We start from the raw sequence: 16,473 nt of genomic DNA on the forward strand, positions 1-16,473 counted from the left end.
CTCCACCAGGGGCTTCGCTACGCGCCCCGGGCTCTGACCCTCCTACACCACCACACGGGACGCCACCGCTCTAGGCCGCGTGGACAAACTGGCGTCTGGGGGGATTCCCAGCCGGGGCTGGACGTGATTCCAAGCTGATCTCTGGCATGGAGCTCGGCGTTGATCCGTGGGCGTCTGACCGACGAGGAATGGTCCTTCTTCGAACCTTTCGTGGTGTCCGCCAGTCCGCTCGGGGGGAGGCCTCCGCGCGACCGCCGGCGGGTGCTCGACGCCAGCTTCTGGATCGCGCGCACCGGGACGCCGTGGCGTGCCCTGCCGGCCGAACTCGGCAACTGGAACTCGGTATTCCGTCAGTTCCGACGATGGACCGCCTCGGGCCTGTGGGACGTGATGCTCGAAGCCTTGGCCGATGGCGGCGGCGACGCCGACCTTCTGCAGAGGAGCGACAGCACCAGCATCCGGGCGCACCGCTGCGCCGCCGGCGGAAGGGGGGACTCATCGGCAGGGTCTTGGCCGCTCGCGAGGTGGGCTCACGAGCAAGCCCCACATCCGGGCCAACGCCCACGGCCTGCCCATCGCCCTGCACGTGACCGCCGGGCAGGAGACCGACTGCTCGCACTACGAGGCGCTGATGCAGGCCCGCGACAGCGATCCCGCCATCATGCTCGGCGACAATGGCTGCGACAGCGACCCGATCTGGCAGGACCTGCGCGACCGCGGCGCCGCGCCAGAGATCCCCACCAAGCGCAACCGCCATCTCCAGCACAGCGTCAGCCGCCCCCTCTACGCGCTGCGCAGCCGCATCGAGCGCTTCATCAACCGCCTGAAGAACAGCCGCCGCGTCGCCACCCGCTGCGACCAGACCGCCGATAGCTTCCTCGGCTTCGCCGCCCTCTCCTCGATCCGCCTATGGATCAGGTTCGTCCACGCCGCCTAGACCTTGTTGGCCAAATCGCCCAACCCTCAAGGTCCGGAGAGTCTCTACCGCCTGGAGAGCGAAATGCGCGCTCGTTCCGCCTTCGCACCATCAACATATGCGCAGAGAGGCGCGGGAAAACTGCGGCTTAAAGCGGTGCCGGCAAATCGGAGAATGTTCTGCGAGGGACCGACTGGAGCAGCGATAGCAACCCAGGAACGAAATTCTCTGGGCCGCTTCGCCCCGATCCTGCCCCGTTGCTCCCCGCGTCGACCCTGCAAGATCGTCGCGACTTCGCGTCATTGAAACCAAGGCGCCCCGGCGCCATTCTGGCCGCATGCGGGCCGCGATCCTCAAGCGGATGCCGATCGTGCTGGTGCTCCTGAGCCTCCTCGTCGGGGCGCCGGCTCTTGCGGCGTCGGTTGCGCCGGCAGAGCCGGCGGCGTGCGGCGCCATGGATGGCGCCGCGACGGATCATCACGGCGTCCGCACAGCCCCCCCCTGCAACCCGACCGCACCGGAACCGTGCCTGGCCGGCTGCCCCGGCTTCGCGATCGGCTGCGCCGTCGTGGGGCTGCCCAGTTCCGGTCTGTCGATCCCGGTCGTGCCGCACGGGCGCACCTGGGGCGCCGGGCCGCCCGGGGTCGGCGCGGGCCTCGTCGTCGAGCCCGACCTCTTTCCGCCGATCCTTCCCGCCTGACGAGCGGGCCGCGCCACCCCCGGGGTGGCGCGGCCGACCTCTCCCGCCGTGGCGCGACCACGCGCAGGCGCGTGGCGCCACCCCGTCCGGCGCGCGGAGAGGATCTCCGAATGGACCGGCGTGCCCTCCACCCCCACGAGGCGGACGCCACCGTCCCCGGCATCGAAGAAGGGAAGAAAGAAAAGACATGAACGCCATCTCGTCGCTTCCGAGCGCGCGCGCCGCAGCCCCGCCGCGCCGCGGCCTCGTCGGCCGCCTGCCGCCCTGGCTACGCAGCCGCTGGGCCGTGGTGCTGGGGGTTTTCGCCCTGGTCGGCGCCGCCTTGGCACTCGGCTGGCCCTGGCTGGCGGCGGCCGGGCTCGCGCCGCTCGTGCTCTCGGTCCTGCCCTGCGCCGCGATGTGCGCGCTCGGCCTGTGCATGGCCAAGGGCGGCGGCGGATCCTGCCACGCGCAAGCCGACGCCTCCGACCTGGAGGCGCACCCGTCGCGCCGGGACGCTGCCTGACGGCGCCATCCGCCGTCCGGCTGGCTCCCCACGCCGAACAACCGTCACGAAGAGGAACCCGACATGTCTCGCAAGCAGACCGCGCTGTTCACCGCCGCCGCCCTCGTCGGCGGGTTCGTCGCCGCCCAGGGCGTGCTCGCCCAGGACACCCGTACCGCCCCGCCGGCGGGCACTGCCCAGCAGGCCCAGCCCGGCGCGCCACAGCCCGGCCAGGGCATGATGGGCGGCGGCATGATGGGGATGATGAACATGATGGGGCAGATGGACCCGGCGCAGATGAACCGGATGATGGAGAACTGCAACCGGATGATGGAGGCGCGGAGCCGGGGCGGGCCTGGCACCGGCCCGTCGACGCCCGCGCCGAACCAGCAGGGCGGCTGACCGACCGTCGCGTCGCCTCGCCCGCCGCCGCCTGTCGGCGGCGGGTTCCGGGCGCGGGGCGAGCGGCATCCGAGAGGGGCACCGTCGTTGGCCCCTGGCGCCGTCGTCGCCAACGCGTGGCGGCTGCGCGCCGCGCGGCCGATCGGACACGCCGGAGAACCTTGAGCCATGGCCGTGGGCACCAAGAACAGGGATGTGGTCCTCGTCACCGGCGGCGGCGGGTTCATCGGCCGCGCGATCGTCGAGAGGCTGGCCGAACGCCATACCGTCGTCGTCCTGGACCAGCACGAGCCGAAACAACTTCCTGCCTCGGGCAGCTTCGTCCCGGTCGATCTCGGCTCCGACGAGGGCGTGCGCGGGGCCCTGGCACGGGTCCGCGAACTGCACGGGAACCGCATCGCGTCGGTGATCCACCTCGCCGCCTACTTCGACCTGACGGGAGAGCCGAACCCGAAATACGAGCAGATCACCGTCCGCGGCACCGAGCGCCTGCTGCACGGGCTGCAGGAATTCGAGGTCGGGCAGTTTGTCTTCACCAGCACCATGCTCGTGCATCGCGCCGGCAGACCCGCGGAGCGCATCGACGAGAGCCGATCCCTCGACCCGAAGCTGCCCTACCGCGCGTCCAAGATCGAGGCCGAGCGGCTGATCCACGAGCGGCGCGGCGACATCCCGGTCGTCCACCTCCGACTCGCCGGCGTCTACGACGACCGCTGCCACAACACCTTCCTCGCGCACCAGATCGCCCGCATCCACGAGCGCAGCCCGAAGGGGCACGTCTATCCCGGCCATCTCGGCGCCGGGCAGTCCTTCCTGCACCTCGACGACCTCGCCGAGGCCGTCGCGCGCGTCGTCGAGCGGCGGCGGGACCTGCCGCCGGAGCTGCCGCTGCTCCTCGGTGAGCGGGACGTGATGGACTACGACGAGCTGCAGCGCGCGGTCGGGCGCCTGCTGCACGGCGAGGACTGGGAGACCTGGACGATCCCCAAGCCGCTCGCCAAGGCGGGCGCCTGGGTGGAGACGGAGGTCCTCGGCGAGGAACCGTTCATCCGGTCCTGGATGGTGGACATTGCCGACGACAGCTACGAGCTCGACACCACCCGCGCCCGCGACCTGCTGGGATGGGAGCCGCGGCACAGCCTACGCCAGGCCCTGCCGGGGATGATCGCAGCGCTGAAGGAGGACCCGGTCGGCTGGTACCGGGCCAACAAGCTCAACGCGGCGAAGGTGGCGGGGCGGGCCCCCTCCGAGGCGCCGCCCGCGGCGCACGGCGGTGGCGAGCACGACGGGGAGGCGATGCAGCGCCACATGGCCGAGATGGCGGCGATGCACCGGAGCATGCTCTGGGTGCACTTCCTGGTCATTGCCCTGGGCGCCTGGCTGCTGACCAGCCCGCTCCAGTTCGCCCTCTTCGACCCTGCGGCGGCGGCGACCGTCCGCGACGTCACGCAGGAGCGGGGGCTCTGGGACGCCGCGCTGCGCAACGCGCTCACCGGCTGGAGCGACATTCTCGCGGGGGCGCTATTGATGCTGTTCGGCACGCTCGCGCTGTCGCCGCGCTTCGCCTGGGCCCAATGGGGCACGACCGCCGTCGGCCTCTGGCTGCTCTTCGCGCCGCTGTTCCTCTGGACGCCGAGCGCGGCGGCCTATGCGAACGACACCGTCGTGGGCGCGCTCGCCATCGCCTTCTCCGTCCTCGTGCCGATGATGCCGGGCATGAGCCACGAGGGCATGATGGACGAGACCACGGTCCCGCCCGGCTGGAGCTACTCGCCCTCCACCTGGCTGCAGCGCCTGCCGATGATCGCGCTCGGCCTGTTCGGCTTCCTCATCGCCCGCTACATGGCGGCCTACCAGCTCGGCCACGTCGGCGCGGTCTGGGAGCCCTTCTTCTCCGGCGAGGGCGCGAAGAACGGCACTGAGCACATCATCACGTCGGACGTCTCGCGCGCCTGGCCGATCGCCGACGCGGGGCTGGGCGCGACCAGCTACATGCTGGAGGCGCTGATGGGGGCGATGGGCACCGCCACGCGCTGGCGCACCATGCCGTGGATGGTGACCTTCTTCTTCATCCTGGTGGTGCCGCTCGGCGGCGTCTCGATCTTCTTCATCATCATCCAGCCGATCATGATCGGCACCTACTGCACGCTCTGCCTCATCGCCGCGGCGGCGATGCTGGTGATGATCCCGCTCACCCTCGACGAGGTGGTGGCGATGGGCCAGTACATGCTGCGCAGCCACCGCGCGGGCCGGCCCTTCCTGCGCACCTTCCTTCAGGGCGGTCCGGAGGTCGGCGGCGGCGCGACGGAGGGGAAGGATCCGGGCTTCGCGGCGCCGCTCGCGGATCAGGTCGCGGCTGCGGTGCGCGGCGTGACCCTGCCCTGGACATTGCTGGCGAGCTGCGCCCTCGGTGCGTGGCTGATGTTCTCGCGCGCCGTCTTCGGCACCGAGGGCCTGCTGGCCGACAGCGACCACCTGGTCGGGGCGCTGGTCATCACCGTCGCGGTCTGCGCCATGGCGGAGGTGGCGCGGCCGCTCAGGTTCCTCAACGTCCTGTTCGGGCTGTGGCTGGTCGCGGCGCCGTGGCTGCTTGCGGACGGTGCCGGCGTGGCCGGCGCCTGGAACGACATCGTCAGCGGGCTGGTGATCGTCGGGCTGAGCCTGCCGCGCGGCCGGCGCAGCGCGGAGCACTACGGCGCCTGGGATCGCTACGTCGTCTGAACGCGACCGAGGGGGCCGCGGCCTCCCGTCAAGTCAGCTGCCGCCGGACGAACCACGCCACCAACGGCGGCAGCAGGATCCACTGCAGCGCCGGCGCGAGCCCGGCTCCGAGCAGCGGGAGGACCGGCATGGCCTCCGCGTATTCCCACAGCCCGAGCGGGCCGGTCGCCAGCCGCTCCAGCGCCAGCGTGATCACCAGACCGACGCCGACGAAGCCCACGACCTGCAGGGCGCTCGGATGGAGGATCCACCGCCGCGTCCCGGCCACCGCGGCGACGCCCCAGAAGGCCACCACCGCGAGGACCGCGTCGCCGAGCGCGGCGCGGGTGCACAGCACGACGCCCTCCCAGTGCGGCGCCGCGGCCATGCCGCGGAACAGCGGCGCCTGCAGGAACTCCCATGGGTAGTTCAGCAGGAAGGCGAAGAGCGCCACGTTCGCCGCGGGCGCTGCGAGGGCGCGACGGAAGAGGCTGCCGCGTGGCCAGGCAGGGGCGGAGGGCGCGTCGTGCGGGCCGGCGGGAGGGCGCATCGGGGTCACGAGACGGCGGCGCCGCTTGGACCGGCTCGACGGGTCGGATCAGGGCCGGCCCAGGCACCTGGCGGTCCGCTCGCCCATGGATCGGCCGCCGGCCGCGCCCGCCCCTCGTACAGGAAGGTCATCGGCTTCGGCCCCCGGCCGAGGTAGCCCGAGGCCAACTCGACCACCTCGAACCCCGCCTCGCGCAGTATCCGGTCCACCGGGTTGTCCAGGTGGCAGCTGATCCGGACCCACAGGGGGTCGAGGCGATGCTGCCAGGCGGCGACCCCGGGCTCCGGCGCCAGCCCGTGCTCGACGAAGAGGAGCGCCCCGCCGGGCCTGAGCACGCGGCGCATCTCGGCGAGGCCGGCGCGGGCGTCGCCCAGGCTGCACAGGGTCCAGGCCATCACGACCGTGTCCACGCTGCGGTCCGCGAGCGGGATCGCCTCGGCCGCCGCGCGGACGAGGTGGACGGGGACGGCGGCCCGCGCGGCGAGCGGCGCGGCGCGGCGCAGGAGCTCCGCCGAGGGGTCGAGGCCGACCACCTGCTCGACTCCCGGGCCGTAGAGGGGAAGGTTGAGGCCCGAGCCGACGCCGACCTCGAGCACGCGCCCGCGCGCGCGCGGCACCAGCCGCTCGCGGTAGGGCGCGAGATCCTCGGCGCGCATCGTCCAGTCGATCAGGCGCGGCAGGATCCAGCGGCCGTAGATGCTCAAGGCGCTGCTCCGCGCCGCACGTGCCTACCGGGGCTCTTGATCGATCGGATGCCGCTGGACGGGCCCGCGTCGGCCGCCGGCGATTCCCTGGATGACCTGGCCGATGGCCTTGCCGGTGCCGCCGCGGTGCGGGCAGTCCCCGCCGAGCCCTCGCTCCGATCGCCGAAGGGCGGCGGCAGCAGCGCCTCGACGATCCGGCATTCGGCGATCGTCGTCCCGCCCCGTCCGCAGGCGCCGATCAGGCCCCGCAGCTCATCGCGCAGCGCCGCCAGGTCGGCCAGCTTGCGCTCCACCTCGGCCAGGTGCTCGCGCGCGATGGCGTCGACCTCGCCGCAGTCGCTCTCCCGCCGCCCGGCCAGACCGAGGAGGGCCCGCACCTGCTCGATGGTGAAGCCCAGCGCCCGCGCGCGGCGCGCGAAGGCGAGCCGCCGAGCGTGCGCCGGCGTGTAGGTGCGATAGCTCCCGGCGCCGGTGCGCGGAGGCAGGGGCAGCAGCCCGATCCGCTCGTAGTAGCGGATCGTCTCCGCCTTGGTCCCCGTCGCCCGCGCCAACTCGCCGATCGTCAGCCGATCCTCGGCCATGGCCTTGACCCTGTAGCCGCTACAAGGCCCACATGTGGCGCCTCGCCCGGAAAATCGAGGTGCCCGAGCCATGGCCGCCGGATGCTGCAGTGGACCGTCCTGTTCCGCCTCCGCCCCGCCCCCGCGCGAGGCGGGGTGGCGCCGCGCGCTCTGGATCGCGCTGGCGGTCAATGCCGGCATGTTCCTGGCCGAGCTGGCGGCCGGCGTCGCGGCCGGCTCCGCCTCGCTGCAGGCCGACGCGATGGACTTCCTCGGCGACGCGGCGAACTACGCGATCAGCCTGGGCGTGGCCGGCATGGCGCTGGCCTGGCGGGCGCGCGCGGCGCTCCTGAAGGGGCTGTCGCTCGCCGCCCTGGGGCTCTGGGTCCTCGGCAACACCGCCTGGCACGCCCTCGCCGGCACGCTGCCGGCGGCGCCGGTCATGGGCGCGGTGGGCGTGCTGGCGCTGGCGGCCAACGCCGGCGTCGCCCTGATGCTCTACCGCTGGCGCGGCGGCGACGCCAACATGCGCTCGGTCTGGATCTGTTCGAGGAACGACGCCATCGGCAACCTGGCCGTGCTGCTGGCGGCAGCCGGGGTGTTCGGCACCGGCACCGGCTGGCCGGACCTCGCCGTGGCCTCGGTCATGGCCGCGCTCGGCCTCTGGGGCGGCCGGCAGATCGTGGGCCAGGCGCTCGGGGAGCTGCGGGCCGAGAGGGCGGGGCGAGTCGGGCGCCCGGTGCCCGCGGCCGCCGAATGAGGCCGGTGGGCTGAGCCCGTCCGCCGTGGTCCCGCGCGCAGGCGTGCGCCGCACGCGCACTCAGTGAAATCGCTTCCCGGCGCCCCGGCGCCGGGCCGCCTTGCCATCCCCGTGGTCGACTGGTCCCGCCGGAGCCTCCCGCGCCAGGTCGCGGTAGGCCTCGGCCAACGCCGAGCCGCCGGGCGCCACGTCGAGGCAGGGGCAGAGCGCCTCGAGGGCACGCATCAGGTGCTCGGCCGCATCCCGGCGGCCTTCGGCATCGGCGCGCCTGAACGCCGCCAGGATCAGCTCCTCCAACCGGGGATGCGGCATCCTTCCTCCTTTGGCGACCGGTCCGAGGTCGCCGCTCGTCCGTGATGCTCCCTTCGCGTCCGCCCCGTTCGCCTCAGCGCCGCGAAGTGGGGGCGACGACGGCCGCCTCGCCGGCGCCGCCCGAAAGGCCGAGGTGCCGCCGGATGGCGCCGACCATCTCCGGGCCGTCCCACTCGGCCGGCCCGATCTTCCGCGCGACCTCCCGGCCCTCGCGGTCGATCAGCAGCGTCGTCGGGATGCCGACCGCGCCCAGCGCCCGCGACGCCTCGCCCGTCGGATCCGCGTAGGCGCCGAGTGCGCGGAGGCCGACCTCCCGGTAGAACGCCTCGACGGCCGGCGGGCCGCCGCGGTCGAGGGAGAGCGCCACGACCTCGAACTCGGCGCCTCCGAGCGCGGCCTGCAGCCGGTCGAGCGCCGGCATCTCCACCCGGCAAGGGACGCACCAGGTCGCCCAGAGGTTCAGCAGGACCGCGCGGCCGCGGAACTCCCCGAGGGCCGCGGCCCGCCCGTCGCCCCGGACGAAGCGCAGCTCGGGCACGGGCCGCGGCGGGTCGACGGGCACGAGCGCGAGCCGGTCCGCCGGCGCGGTCGAGGGCATGGCGGGCCCGGAAAGGAGGTGTGCTTGGCGGACCGGGCGCAGGACGAAGGCGATCGCAGCCGCTGCCGCCGCCGCGATCGTAGCGAGCGCGATCCGCCGCGGTGTGCCGGATCGTCCGCCGGAGCCGCCGCTCACGGTGCGCCTTCTCCGGTTTCGGTCGGCTCCCCGCGCCCTCGCGGCGCGGGCGTGTGGCCAGGGGACGCGTGCATTCCGGGCACTCCTTTGTTCACCCGATCAACGCCAGCGCCGGGAAGGTCTGCAGCATCCAGGCCCCGAAGCGCGTCAGGTCACCGGTGGCCATCGCGATGCCCATCGCGACCATTGCCGCGCCGGCGCCGCGCTGCAGCCACAGGCCGAGGCGGGCGGCGCGCCTCGCCCGGCCCAGCAGTTCGGGCAGGTAGAGCGCGGCGAGCAGGAAGGGCACGCCGAGCCCGGCGGCGTAGGCCGCGAGCAGCGCCACGCCCCCGGCCGCCGTGGCGCTCGTCGCCGCCGCCGCGAGCACCGCCGCGAGCACCGGGCCGATGCAGGGCGTCCAGCCGAAGCCGAAGGCCACCCCCACCAGCGCCGCCTGACCCGGCGTTCCGCCCTCGAGCGCCGGGCGGAGGCGGAGGTCGCGCAGCAGCGGCACGGGCAGGCGCAGCAGGCCCATCTGCACCAGGCCCATCGCCGCCACCAGCGCCCCGCCGGCGACCGCCGCCTCGGCGCTCCAGCGCCGCAGCAGGCCGGAGAGGCCGGTGGCGCTGGCGCCGAGCGCGATGAAGACCGCCCCGAAGCCGAGCACGAAGAACAGGCCGAGGCGGAAGGTCCTGCCGCGGCGCGCCTGCGCCCCGGCGAGGTCGGTGCCGGCGACCCAGGCCAGATAGCCCGGCACCAGCGGCAGCACGCAGGGCGAGGCGAAGGAGACCAGCCCCGCGCCGAAGGCCAGCGCCAGGCCGAAGGGAGAAAGGTCGAGCGGCGTCATTGGCCCGGCGCTCCGCCCCGCTCAGAACAGGCCTCTCAGCCGTTCCCAGACGCCCGGCGCCGGGCGGGGCGGCGGAACATGGCCTCCGCCCTCCTCGTCGTGGGTCAGCGCGTTCAGGTAGACGACGAGGTTCGTCGGGTCGAAGTCGAGGCCGTGGAACTTCGCCCGCAGCCGGCCCTCGCGGTCGACCACGTGCGTGACGACCGCGTGCATCTGCATGCCCTCCGGCGTCGGCACGAAGCGCAGGCCGTAGGCCTCGGCCAGCCGGCGGCCCTCCTCCGGCCGCGCCGCCCCGCTCGTCAGGAAGGTCCAGTTCGCGGGGTCCAGGCCGCGCGCCTCGCCGTAGCCCCGCAGCACCTCGGGCGTGTCCCGCTCGGGGTCGGTGGTGACGGTGACGAAGCGCACCTGGTCGCGCATGGGGGTGAGGTTCACCATCCCCTGGACCCGCGCGATCAGCTCCGCGTGCAGCGGGCAGACGTCGGGGCAGCTCGCGTAGACGAAGTGCAGCACGACCACCTTGCCGCGCAGATCGGCCAGGCGCACCGGCCGGCCCTCCGCGTCCTGCAGCGCGAAGTCCGGCGCGGGGCGCGCCTCGAGCGGCTGGAAGAACCGCTCGCGGTCGTGCAGCCGGCCCTCGACGTCCGGGAGCGAATGCGCTCCGGCCGGTGCGGGCAGGGCCAGGGCGGCGAAGGCCGGGGGCGCCACCGCGAGGGCGAGGAGGATGACGCGCCGTCTCATGCCGTGCCTCCCTGCCGGGAGGGGACAGGCACGGAGCGCGCATCCACCGGCGCGTCCGAGGGCGAGGGAGTCGCGGCTCGATCGGCGGCGCACCCGCTCCCCATGCGGCCCATGCAGAGGCCAAGGGCGCACATGGCGAGGCAAGGCAGCGCGCCTAGCAGCACCGGTGCGACGCCGGCGGCGACCAGCCAGCTCCAGCCGCCGGCCGCCAGCGCGCCCGCGGCACCCAGGGCCGAGGTCGCCAAGGCCGCGGCCAGGAACGTGCGGCCGCCGGACCACCGCGCGGACGGCGTTGCGCAGCATGCCCCGGAGGGCGGGAGGATGTTCGTCGGTGTCGTCTGCATGTGCATCTCCTTGAGCAAGCTGCTCTGAGGAAGGCTCAGGGCCGGGAGGCCGCGGCGCCGAGGCGCTCTTGCCGCAGGCGGCGGATCTCGGGCGGCCAGGTGCTCGTGATGAAGGCAATGACGGCCGCGATCTCGGCCTCCGGCAGCACGCCCTCGAAGGCCGGCATGTCGCTCTCGTAGCCGGGCAGGATCCCGCTCAGGCCCTTCCGCGTCAGCTCGATCAGCTGCGCGTCCGGGTGGTGCCAGGTGTGGCCGGTGGCGTCGTGCGGCGGCGCGGGCAGGCGGCCGTCGGGCCGGCGCTCCCGCCAGTTCGGCTGCCCTTCCAGGTTCGCGCCGTGGCAGGACGCACAGCGCTCGGCGTAGACGCGCCGGCCGAGCGCGACCTGCGCCGGATCGCCCGCGTCGGCGACGGCCGGCACCGGCGGTCCAAGCCAGCCGAACCCGAGCGCCGCCGCGCCGAGGCCGACGGCCCCGGCGAGGACGGCGGCGGCGCCGAGCGCCAGCGCGCGGCCCCTGGTCATCCGCGCCGCCCGCCGAACAAGTACTTCACCAGGGCGGCGATCCCGAGGACGAGGAGCACGAGGAGCAGGAGCCAGATCAGCCCCATGCCCCACATCATCCCGCCGTCCATCATGCCGTGCATCATCGTCGGCCCTCCCGGCGGCACGTCCGCGGCTCGGCGCCGGCGCTACTCGACCGCATAGACCGCGGGCTCCGCCGCCGCGTCGCGCGGCAGCGTGTAGATGGTGAAGGGCTCGGTCTTCGGCCCGTTCATGCCCGGCGAGCCGAGCGGCATGCCGGGCAGCGAGATGCCCCGGATCGCCGGGCGCTCGGCGAGCAGCCGGTGCAGCACGCCCGCCGGCACGTGGCCTTCGACGACGTAGCCGCCGACCAGCGTGGTGTGGCAGCCCTCGAGCGCCTCCGGCACGCCGTGCCGTTGCTTGATGAGCGGGAGGTCGTGCGTCTCCACCACGCGCACCCGGAAGCCGTTCCGGCGGAGGTGGTCGGCGTGGCCCCCGCAGCAGCCGCACTGCGGGTTCTTGTAGAGCACGGCCTCGCCGGCGTCGGTCGCGGCGTGCGACGGCGACGGGGCCAGCGGCGCGACGGCGGTCGCAGCGAGAAGGACGGCGGCGGTGCGGCGGGTCAGGGGCATGGGGTGTCTCCTTCGGTTCGGGGGGCGGGTCAGGCCACGCGGACGACGCCCATCATCCCCGCGGCCTGGTGCTCGAGGACGTGGCAGTGGAACATCCAGTCGCCCGGGTTGTCGGCGACGAAGGCGATCTCGGCGCTGTCGCGCGGCGGGATCAGCACCGTGTCCCCCCATTCGCGCCGCGATGTCGGCGCGCCATTGCGCGAAAGGATGCGGAAGGCGTGCCCGTGCAGATGCATCGGGTGCCACCAAGCGGTCTCGTTGCGCAAGGCGAGCACGTAGGACGCGCCGCGGCGCAGCACCGCCAGCGGCTCGTGCACGTGGTGCCCGGGCGCGGCGGCGAGGCCGTTGATCGTCCAGGCGATCCCGTGCCGCAGCATCTCGCGCGGCTCCAGCCAGCGGCCGTCCACCCGGGCGCCGTCGAGACGGCCCATCATCCCACCGCCGAGCACCACTGCGTGGCGCTCGGCCCGGGTGAGCTCGGGCTCGGGCAGCGGGTTGGCCGGCAGCGCGGGGACCGGCGCGGCCTGCGGGCGGTCGCGCAGCGGCTGCGGGCCGTAGGCGAGGTCGAGCAGCCGGTATTCGAGCCTGGAGTAGAAGGTGTCGAGGACGCGGGCGCGCGCGCCGGGCCGGCCCGTCATGTCGAGCACGAGATCGGCGCGCTCCCCGGGGCCGAGCACGACGCGGCCGTCCCCGGGGGCGTGCGGCTGCACCGGATGGCCGTTCAGTGCCACGACCAGCGGCGCGTGCCCCTCGAACACGAGGCCGAAGATCCGCGCGGTGGCGGCGTTGACCAGCCGCAGCCGGATGCGCTCGCCGGCGCGCACCGCGAAGGGCTCCTCCGGCACCCGGCCGTTGACCGTGACCGTGTTGCCGATCCGGCCGGCCATCCCGGCATCCATGCGGTTGCCGAAGCCGCCGGCGAGCTGCGCGTCCTCCTGCAGCCGCCAGTCGCCGAGCACCCAGGTGACGTCGCGGTCGATCGTGGGCGGCGGCTCGCGCTCCTCCACGATCAGCGCGCCGCAGAGGCCGCGTGCGACCTGCTCGGCGCCCCTGACGTGCGGGTGGTACCAGTAGGTGCCGGCGTCCTCGACGTCGAACTCGTAGGCGAAGGTTCCGCCAGGCGGGACGGGATCCTGGGTCAGGTGCGGCACGCCGTCCATGGCGTTGGGCACCCGCAGTCCATGCCAGTGGATCGTGGTCTCCTCGGGGAGCCGGTTCTCCAGCACGACGCGCAGCCGCTCGCCCTGGCGCACCCGGATCTCGGGCCCGGGGATCCGGCCGTCGTAGCCCCAGACGAGCGTCGCCGGGTGGGGTGGGCCGACCAGGGGCACGGTGCCCGCTTGGGCGGCGAGGCGGATCGTGGCGGGGCCGCCGCCCAGGCGGTCGGCTGCGCGTGCGGCGGGGGCGCGGCGCAGGCCGGCCGTGGCCGCCAGGGCGGCACTGCCGCCCAGCATGAGGGACCTGCGGCCGGGCGCCGGCAGGCGGGAAATGGGCACGGTCGTCCGTCGTCCTTCCGCGAGGGCGGGTGGCCCTCCGCGCGCGGGCGGGGCGCACGCGCGGACAGGCGGTGGCGGGGCCCTGCGCCGGCGAGCGGCGCGGACCCTTAGCTCAGGACGATGGTTCTGGGGGGATGGAGGTCGGGTGGACCGGCCAGCCCGACCGGAGCGGGCAGGTCCACGATGGGCTCGGCCGCGGCCGGCGCGGAGGGCGCCAACTGCGGGACGAAGCTAGGTGGCGCCATCGGGGGCGTCGCACAGAGCGCTGCGCAGGAGGCCATGGCGGAGCCCGGGGGGGCGCCCCCGTCGTCGCCGCATCCGTCGCAGCCGGGCATCGCCATACCGGTGGCCGCGGCCGCAGCCATGGCGAGGTCCATCGCGGCCGCGCGGGTGGCGTGCAACACCGTTCCGGCCATGAGCGCCAGAATCAGCATCGCCAGCACGGTCCGCAGGATACCCCGCATGGCCGACACATAGGCCCGCCTGGGCGCCGCGTCGATCCCCGGCCCGTGTTGCCGGCGACGGACTTCCCTGGATCGTTACGGGATCCGCCGCTTCGTCACCGCGACGGAGAGCGTGGCCGGCCCGAGGTCGAAGGTCGCCGTGGGCGAGATGTTGCGCGCCATCACCCGCACCGTGTTGCTGGTCCAGGCGGTCGCATCGAGCTCGATGAAGCGGGTCGAGGAGGCCAGCGCCGCCTCCGCCAGGTCGCCCTGCCGGCAGCCGGTGACGGTCACGTCGAGCAGGCTGGTCGCGCCCGGGGCCAGGTTTGGCAAATCCCAGGAGACCTCGGCGGCGAACTCCCGCTGGCCCACCGGCAGGGTGGGTGAGCCGCAAAGCAACGCCGGTGCTGCCTCGGGCAGGCCGTAAAGCCGAAGCGCCTCGAGCTCGATCTGCCCGTCGAAGCCGACGATGCCGATCTGGGCGAAGGCGACCGCGGGCCCGAGCCGCACCGTCATGCGGCGGTTGAGTGAGGAATCGGCCATCGTGGCGCCGCCGGTCCAGGCCTTGGAGGGGCTGTTCCACTGCATGGTGGTGAGCGAGGCCAGCACGTCGCCGGCGACGTCCTCTCGCACGGCCATCGCCGCGTCGAAGCAGCGCACGAACAGGCGCCCGCCGTCCGCGCCGCCCACCAGCCAGTGCGCCAGGGCGAACTCCTTGGCCGAGCGGGTGTCCACCACGAAGGCGAAGCCCTTCTGCGCATCCAGCAGCAGGCCGCGCGCGGTGGGCGTGATGCCGTCCAGGCCGTTGAAGGACAGCCCGGCCAGCGTCGTGGCCGTTGTGGTCGAGGTGGCGATTGCGGCCAGCCCCTCAACGCCGACCTCGGTCGCGCTGTGTCGGAAGGCCGCGGCCCGGAGGTTCGGCATGCCACCGAGCAGCCGCAGGTGGCGCGAGGCCGGGGCGCGGTGGCGATTGAGGACGGCGTTGCCGCAGCGGCTGGCCGTCGCGGTGTACTCGATGCCGATGGCGTAGGTCTGCGCCCAGGCCACTTCGTACTCGCAGTCCTGCGCCGCCCCGGTGTGCCGCGCCACGATCGGCGAGCAGGCCTCCATGCGCAGCGCCCGGCCGATGATCGCCGAGCCGTCGGTCTCGTTCAGGAAGGGGATGGCGACGTTCGGGTCGAGCTGGCGCAGCTCGAAGTTCGGCGCGTCGAAGACGTGCCGGTTGTGGTTGTTGTAGGCGTCGGCCGCGCCGCGGGAGAAGCGCACGCCATAGCGGTCCAGGGTGGGGTTGATCCCGGTGGCGCAGGCGAAGTGGCCGCCGTAGTAGCGGATCGAGGTGTTCCAGGCCGTGGCGGTGGCGCAGTGCGCGTCGAGGCCGTAGCGGTTGTTCAGGATCCGCCCGAGGATCAGCGTGGTGTCCTCGAAGCCACGGCCGTCGCCCAGCGTGCGCAGCCCGATGGTGAAGCCCGAGACCAGGCGGAGGTCGAGCAGCGAGGCGTCGAGGTTGCGGGCGAGGATGCCGATGTCCGCCTCGCTCGCCCAGTCGGACTGGATCTGCCGCGTGACCTGCAGCCCGAGATAGAGCTTCTCGCCGTTGCGGGTGGTGCCGCCGTCGCCGAGCGTCAGCACCGTCGCGGGGGCGTTCGCCGCGCCGGTGTACTGGATCACCCCCTGCATGATCAGCCCGCGCGCGCCGCCGCCGAGGGTGACCCCGGCGTCGACGTTCCAGGTGCCGGGCGGGATGACGGCGAACTTCCCGTCCGCCGCGGCGCGGTCGAAGCAGGCCTGGATGGCGGCGCGGTCGTTGGCGGCGCCGTCGCCGAGGCCGCCGAAGTCGCGCGGCAGCACCGCCTCGCGGTCGCGGAGGTACTTCGCCAGGTCGGTCTTGGAGATGTTCTGGCCGAGGACCATCAGGTCGTCGATGCGGGCGGCCATGTCGCGGCTCCTACAGCGCGGTGGCGGTGACGGGCCCGACGAGGGCCGAGACGTTGCGCTCGGCGGAGACGGCGCGGAGCCAGTACCAGCGGGCCTGGCCGGCGGTGAGGCCGGTGCGGTCCCAGGGCAGCGCAGTGGGCTCGGCCCCGAGTTTTTGCGCGGCGGCGAGGCTGTTCGACGACGCCTCAAAGATCTGCAGGCGCACCGCGTCGGCCGGGAAGCCGCCCGACAGCCGCACGCCGCCGGTGATGCCGAGGGCAGCCACCGCGGTCACGGCGCCGGGGATGGGGGCCTCCCGCCAGCCCGACACCGCCCCGCTGCGGGCGACCGCGCGCGCCCGGACGGCGGTCGGCTCGGCGGTCGGGACCGAGGCCGCGGTCGCGCCGAGGGCGCCACCGTAGCCCTGCCAGGTGGCGACGGAGGCCGGGCGGAACTCGAGCTCGTAGCCGGCGAGATAGGCGCTGCCGACCACCGCCCACGACACGCCGAGGGCGGCGAAGGTGACGCCGGTGGGGGTGTCCACCGCGATCGCGGCCGGCGCGGCGATAACGCCGGGGTTCGGCAGCACCACGGAGGGGCTGTCGCCGGCGGCGCGCTCGTCCACCGCCGGGTTCCAGTCCCAGACGGCGGGGTCCTCCTCGGAGAGGGTGAGGTCCACGCCGCCGTCCGGCGACAGCCGCCAGCCCGTCACCCGCGCCGGGAAGGGCCCGACCCGGT

General features: G+C 74.2%; 17 protein-coding genes and 2 pseudogenes. 6 read left to right on the plus strand and 13 right to left on the minus strand.

The window, feature by feature from the left end:
• Positions 1-141: 141 nt before the first annotated feature.
• The 5 genes from IEX99_RS21915 (at position 142) to IEX99_RS21935 (ending at position 5,223) form a co-directional block, all read left to right on the plus strand.
• Positions 142-937, plus strand: a protein-coding gene (locus IEX99_RS21915; protein ID WP_188904343.1) for an IS5 family transposase whose coding sequence is annotated in 2 segments (ribosomal slippage) — positions 142-491 and positions 490-937 — 798 coding nt in all. Because the reading frame shifts where the segments join, the coding sequence is not laid out codon by codon here.
• Positions 938-1,253: 316 nt separating this feature from the next.
• Positions 1,254-1,616 (plus strand): hypothetical protein, encoded by a 363-nt coding sequence (locus IEX99_RS21920; protein WP_188904318.1) that lies wholly within the window; start codon positions 1,254-1,256, stop codon positions 1,614-1,616.
• A gap of 187 nt (positions 1,617-1,803) precedes the next feature.
• Complete coding sequence (locus IEX99_RS21925; RefSeq protein WP_188904320.1) at positions 1,804-2,121, plus strand: hypothetical protein; 318 nt, start codon at positions 1,804-1,806, stop codon at positions 2,119-2,121.
• Positions 2,122-2,184: 63 nt separating this feature from the next.
• Entirely contained in the window at positions 2,185-2,502 is a 318-nt protein-coding gene (locus tag IEX99_RS21930; protein WP_188904322.1) for a hypothetical protein, read from the plus strand.
• 168 nt (positions 2,503-2,670) lie between these two features.
• A complete protein-coding gene (locus tag IEX99_RS21935; RefSeq protein WP_188904324.1) occupies positions 2,671-5,223 on the plus strand; it encodes an NAD-dependent epimerase/dehydratase family protein in 2,553 nt (850 codons plus the stop codon).
• A 28-nt stretch (positions 5,224-5,251) separates the two neighbouring features.
• Here the strand turns inward: IEX99_RS21935 and IEX99_RS21940 are convergent, their stop codons facing one another.
• The 3 genes and pseudogenes from IEX99_RS21940 to IEX99_RS21950 all read right to left on the minus strand — a co-directional run.
• Positions 5,252-5,656: a hypothetical protein gene (locus IEX99_RS21940; RefSeq protein WP_188904326.1), complete on the minus strand. Its 405-nt coding sequence runs from the start codon at positions 5,654-5,656 to the stop codon at positions 5,252-5,254.
• A 101-nt stretch (positions 5,657-5,757) separates the two neighbouring features.
• Positions 5,758-6,456, minus strand: a complete 699-nt coding sequence (locus IEX99_RS21945; RefSeq protein WP_229678215.1) for a class I SAM-dependent methyltransferase — start codon at positions 6,454-6,456, stop codon at positions 5,758-5,760.
• 173 nt (positions 6,457-6,629) lie between these two features.
• Positions 6,630-7,037 (minus strand): annotated as a pseudogene (locus IEX99_RS21950) (MerR family transcriptional regulator); the annotation flags it as partial.
• A gap of 70 nt (positions 7,038-7,107) precedes the next feature.
• Here IEX99_RS21950 and IEX99_RS21955 point away from each other — a divergent pair.
• Positions 7,108-7,776: a cation transporter gene (locus IEX99_RS21955; protein ID WP_188904329.1), complete on the plus strand. Its 669-nt coding sequence runs from the start codon at positions 7,108-7,110 to the stop codon at positions 7,774-7,776.
• A gap of 60 nt (positions 7,777-7,836) precedes the next feature.
• Here IEX99_RS21955 and IEX99_RS21960 read toward each other — a convergent pair whose 3' ends face one another.
• From IEX99_RS21960 to IEX99_RS22000, 10 genes and pseudogenes are all read right to left on the minus strand, one after another.
• Positions 7,837-8,073, minus strand: a complete 237-nt coding sequence (locus IEX99_RS21960) for a hypothetical protein (RefSeq protein ID WP_188904331.1) — start codon at positions 8,071-8,073, stop codon at positions 7,837-7,839.
• A gap of 88 nt (positions 8,074-8,161) precedes the next feature.
• Positions 8,162-8,821, minus strand: coding sequence for a TlpA family protein disulfide reductase (locus IEX99_RS21965; RefSeq protein ID WP_229678216.1), 660 nt, complete (start codon positions 8,819-8,821; stop codon positions 8,162-8,164).
• A gap of 91 nt (positions 8,822-8,912) precedes the next feature.
• Complete coding sequence (locus tag IEX99_RS21970) at positions 8,913-9,647, minus strand: cytochrome c biogenesis CcdA family protein (protein ID WP_188904333.1); 735 nt, start codon at positions 9,645-9,647, stop codon at positions 8,913-8,915.
• 21 nt (positions 9,648-9,668) lie between these two features.
• Positions 9,669-10,385: an SCO family protein gene (locus IEX99_RS21975; protein ID WP_188904335.1), complete on the minus strand. Its 717-nt coding sequence runs from the start codon at positions 10,383-10,385 to the stop codon at positions 9,669-9,671.
• Positions 10,386-10,764: 379 nt separating this feature from the next.
• Positions 10,765-11,250 carry a c-type cytochrome gene (locus IEX99_RS21980; protein WP_188904337.1) on the minus strand — a complete coding sequence of 162 codons (486 nt, stop codon included), beginning with the start codon at positions 11,248-11,250 and terminating at the stop codon, positions 10,765-10,767.
• Positions 11,247-11,375 (minus strand): hypothetical protein, encoded by a 129-nt coding sequence (locus IEX99_RS22745; protein WP_268237534.1) that lies wholly within the window; start codon positions 11,373-11,375, stop codon positions 11,247-11,249. Before IEX99_RS22745 ends, IEX99_RS21980 begins: the two co-directional genes overlap by 4 nt.
• Positions 11,376-11,417: 42 nt before the next feature.
• Positions 11,418-11,882 carry a DUF411 domain-containing protein gene (locus IEX99_RS21985; protein ID WP_188904339.1) on the minus strand — a complete coding sequence of 155 codons (465 nt, stop codon included), beginning with the start codon at positions 11,880-11,882 and terminating at the stop codon, positions 11,418-11,420.
• A 29-nt stretch (positions 11,883-11,911) separates the two neighbouring features.
• Positions 11,912-13,378: a multicopper oxidase family protein gene (locus IEX99_RS21990; protein WP_229678217.1), complete on the minus strand. Its 1,467-nt coding sequence runs from the start codon at positions 13,376-13,378 to the stop codon at positions 11,912-11,914.
• 539 nt (positions 13,379-13,917) lie between these two features.
• A complete protein-coding gene (locus IEX99_RS21995; protein WP_188904341.1) occupies positions 13,918-15,756 on the minus strand; it encodes a pectate lyase family protein in 1,839 nt (612 codons plus the stop codon).
• A gap of 10 nt (positions 15,757-15,766) precedes the next feature.
• Positions 15,767-16,473 (minus strand): annotated as a pseudogene (locus tag IEX99_RS22000) (phage tail protein); the annotation flags it as partial.

The sequence above is a fragment of the Caldovatus sediminis genome (assembly GCF_014644455.1).
GTDB classification, from domain to species: domain Bacteria; phylum Pseudomonadota; class Alphaproteobacteria; order Acetobacterales; family Acetobacteraceae; genus Caldovatus; species Caldovatus sediminis.

Excerpts from the sequence above, each read along its gene's own strand:
- IEX99_RS21920 (WP_188904318.1), top strand. The coding sequence starts at position 1,254 with ATGCGGGCCGCGATCCTCAAGCGGATGCCGATCGTGCTGGTGCTCCTG.
- IEX99_RS21925 (WP_188904320.1), top strand. The coding sequence starts at position 1,804 with ATGAACGCCATCTCGTCGCTTCCGAGCGCGCGCGCCGCAGCCCCGCCG.
- IEX99_RS21930 (WP_188904322.1), top strand. The coding sequence starts at position 2,185 with ATGTCTCGCAAGCAGACCGCGCTGTTCACCGCCGCCGCCCTCGTCGGC.
- IEX99_RS21935 (WP_188904324.1), top strand. The coding sequence starts at position 2,671 with ATGGCCGTGGGCACCAAGAACAGGGATGTGGTCCTCGTCACCGGCGGC.
- IEX99_RS21955 (WP_188904329.1), top strand. The coding sequence starts at position 7,108 with ATGGCCGCCGGATGCTGCAGTGGACCGTCCTGTTCCGCCTCCGCCCCG.
- IEX99_RS21970 (WP_188904333.1), bottom strand. The coding sequence starts at position 9,647 with ATGACGCCGCTCGACCTTTCTCCCTTCGGCCTGGCGCTGGCCTTCGGC.
- IEX99_RS21975 (WP_188904335.1), bottom strand. The coding sequence starts at position 10,385 with ATGAGACGGCGCGTCATCCTCCTCGCCCTCGCGGTGGCGCCCCCGGCC.
- IEX99_RS21980 (WP_188904337.1), bottom strand. The coding sequence starts at position 11,250 with ATGACCAGGGGCCGCGCGCTGGCGCTCGGCGCCGCCGCCGTCCTCGCC.
- IEX99_RS22745 (WP_268237534.1), bottom strand. The coding sequence starts at position 11,375 with ATGATGCACGGCATGATGGACGGCGGGATGATGTGGGGCATGGGGCTG.
- IEX99_RS21985 (WP_188904339.1), bottom strand. The coding sequence starts at position 11,882 with ATGCCCCTGACCCGCCGCACCGCCGCCGTCCTTCTCGCTGCGACCGCC.
- IEX99_RS21995 (WP_188904341.1), bottom strand. The coding sequence starts at position 15,756 with ATGGCCGCCCGCATCGACGACCTGATGGTCCTCGGCCAGAACATCTCC.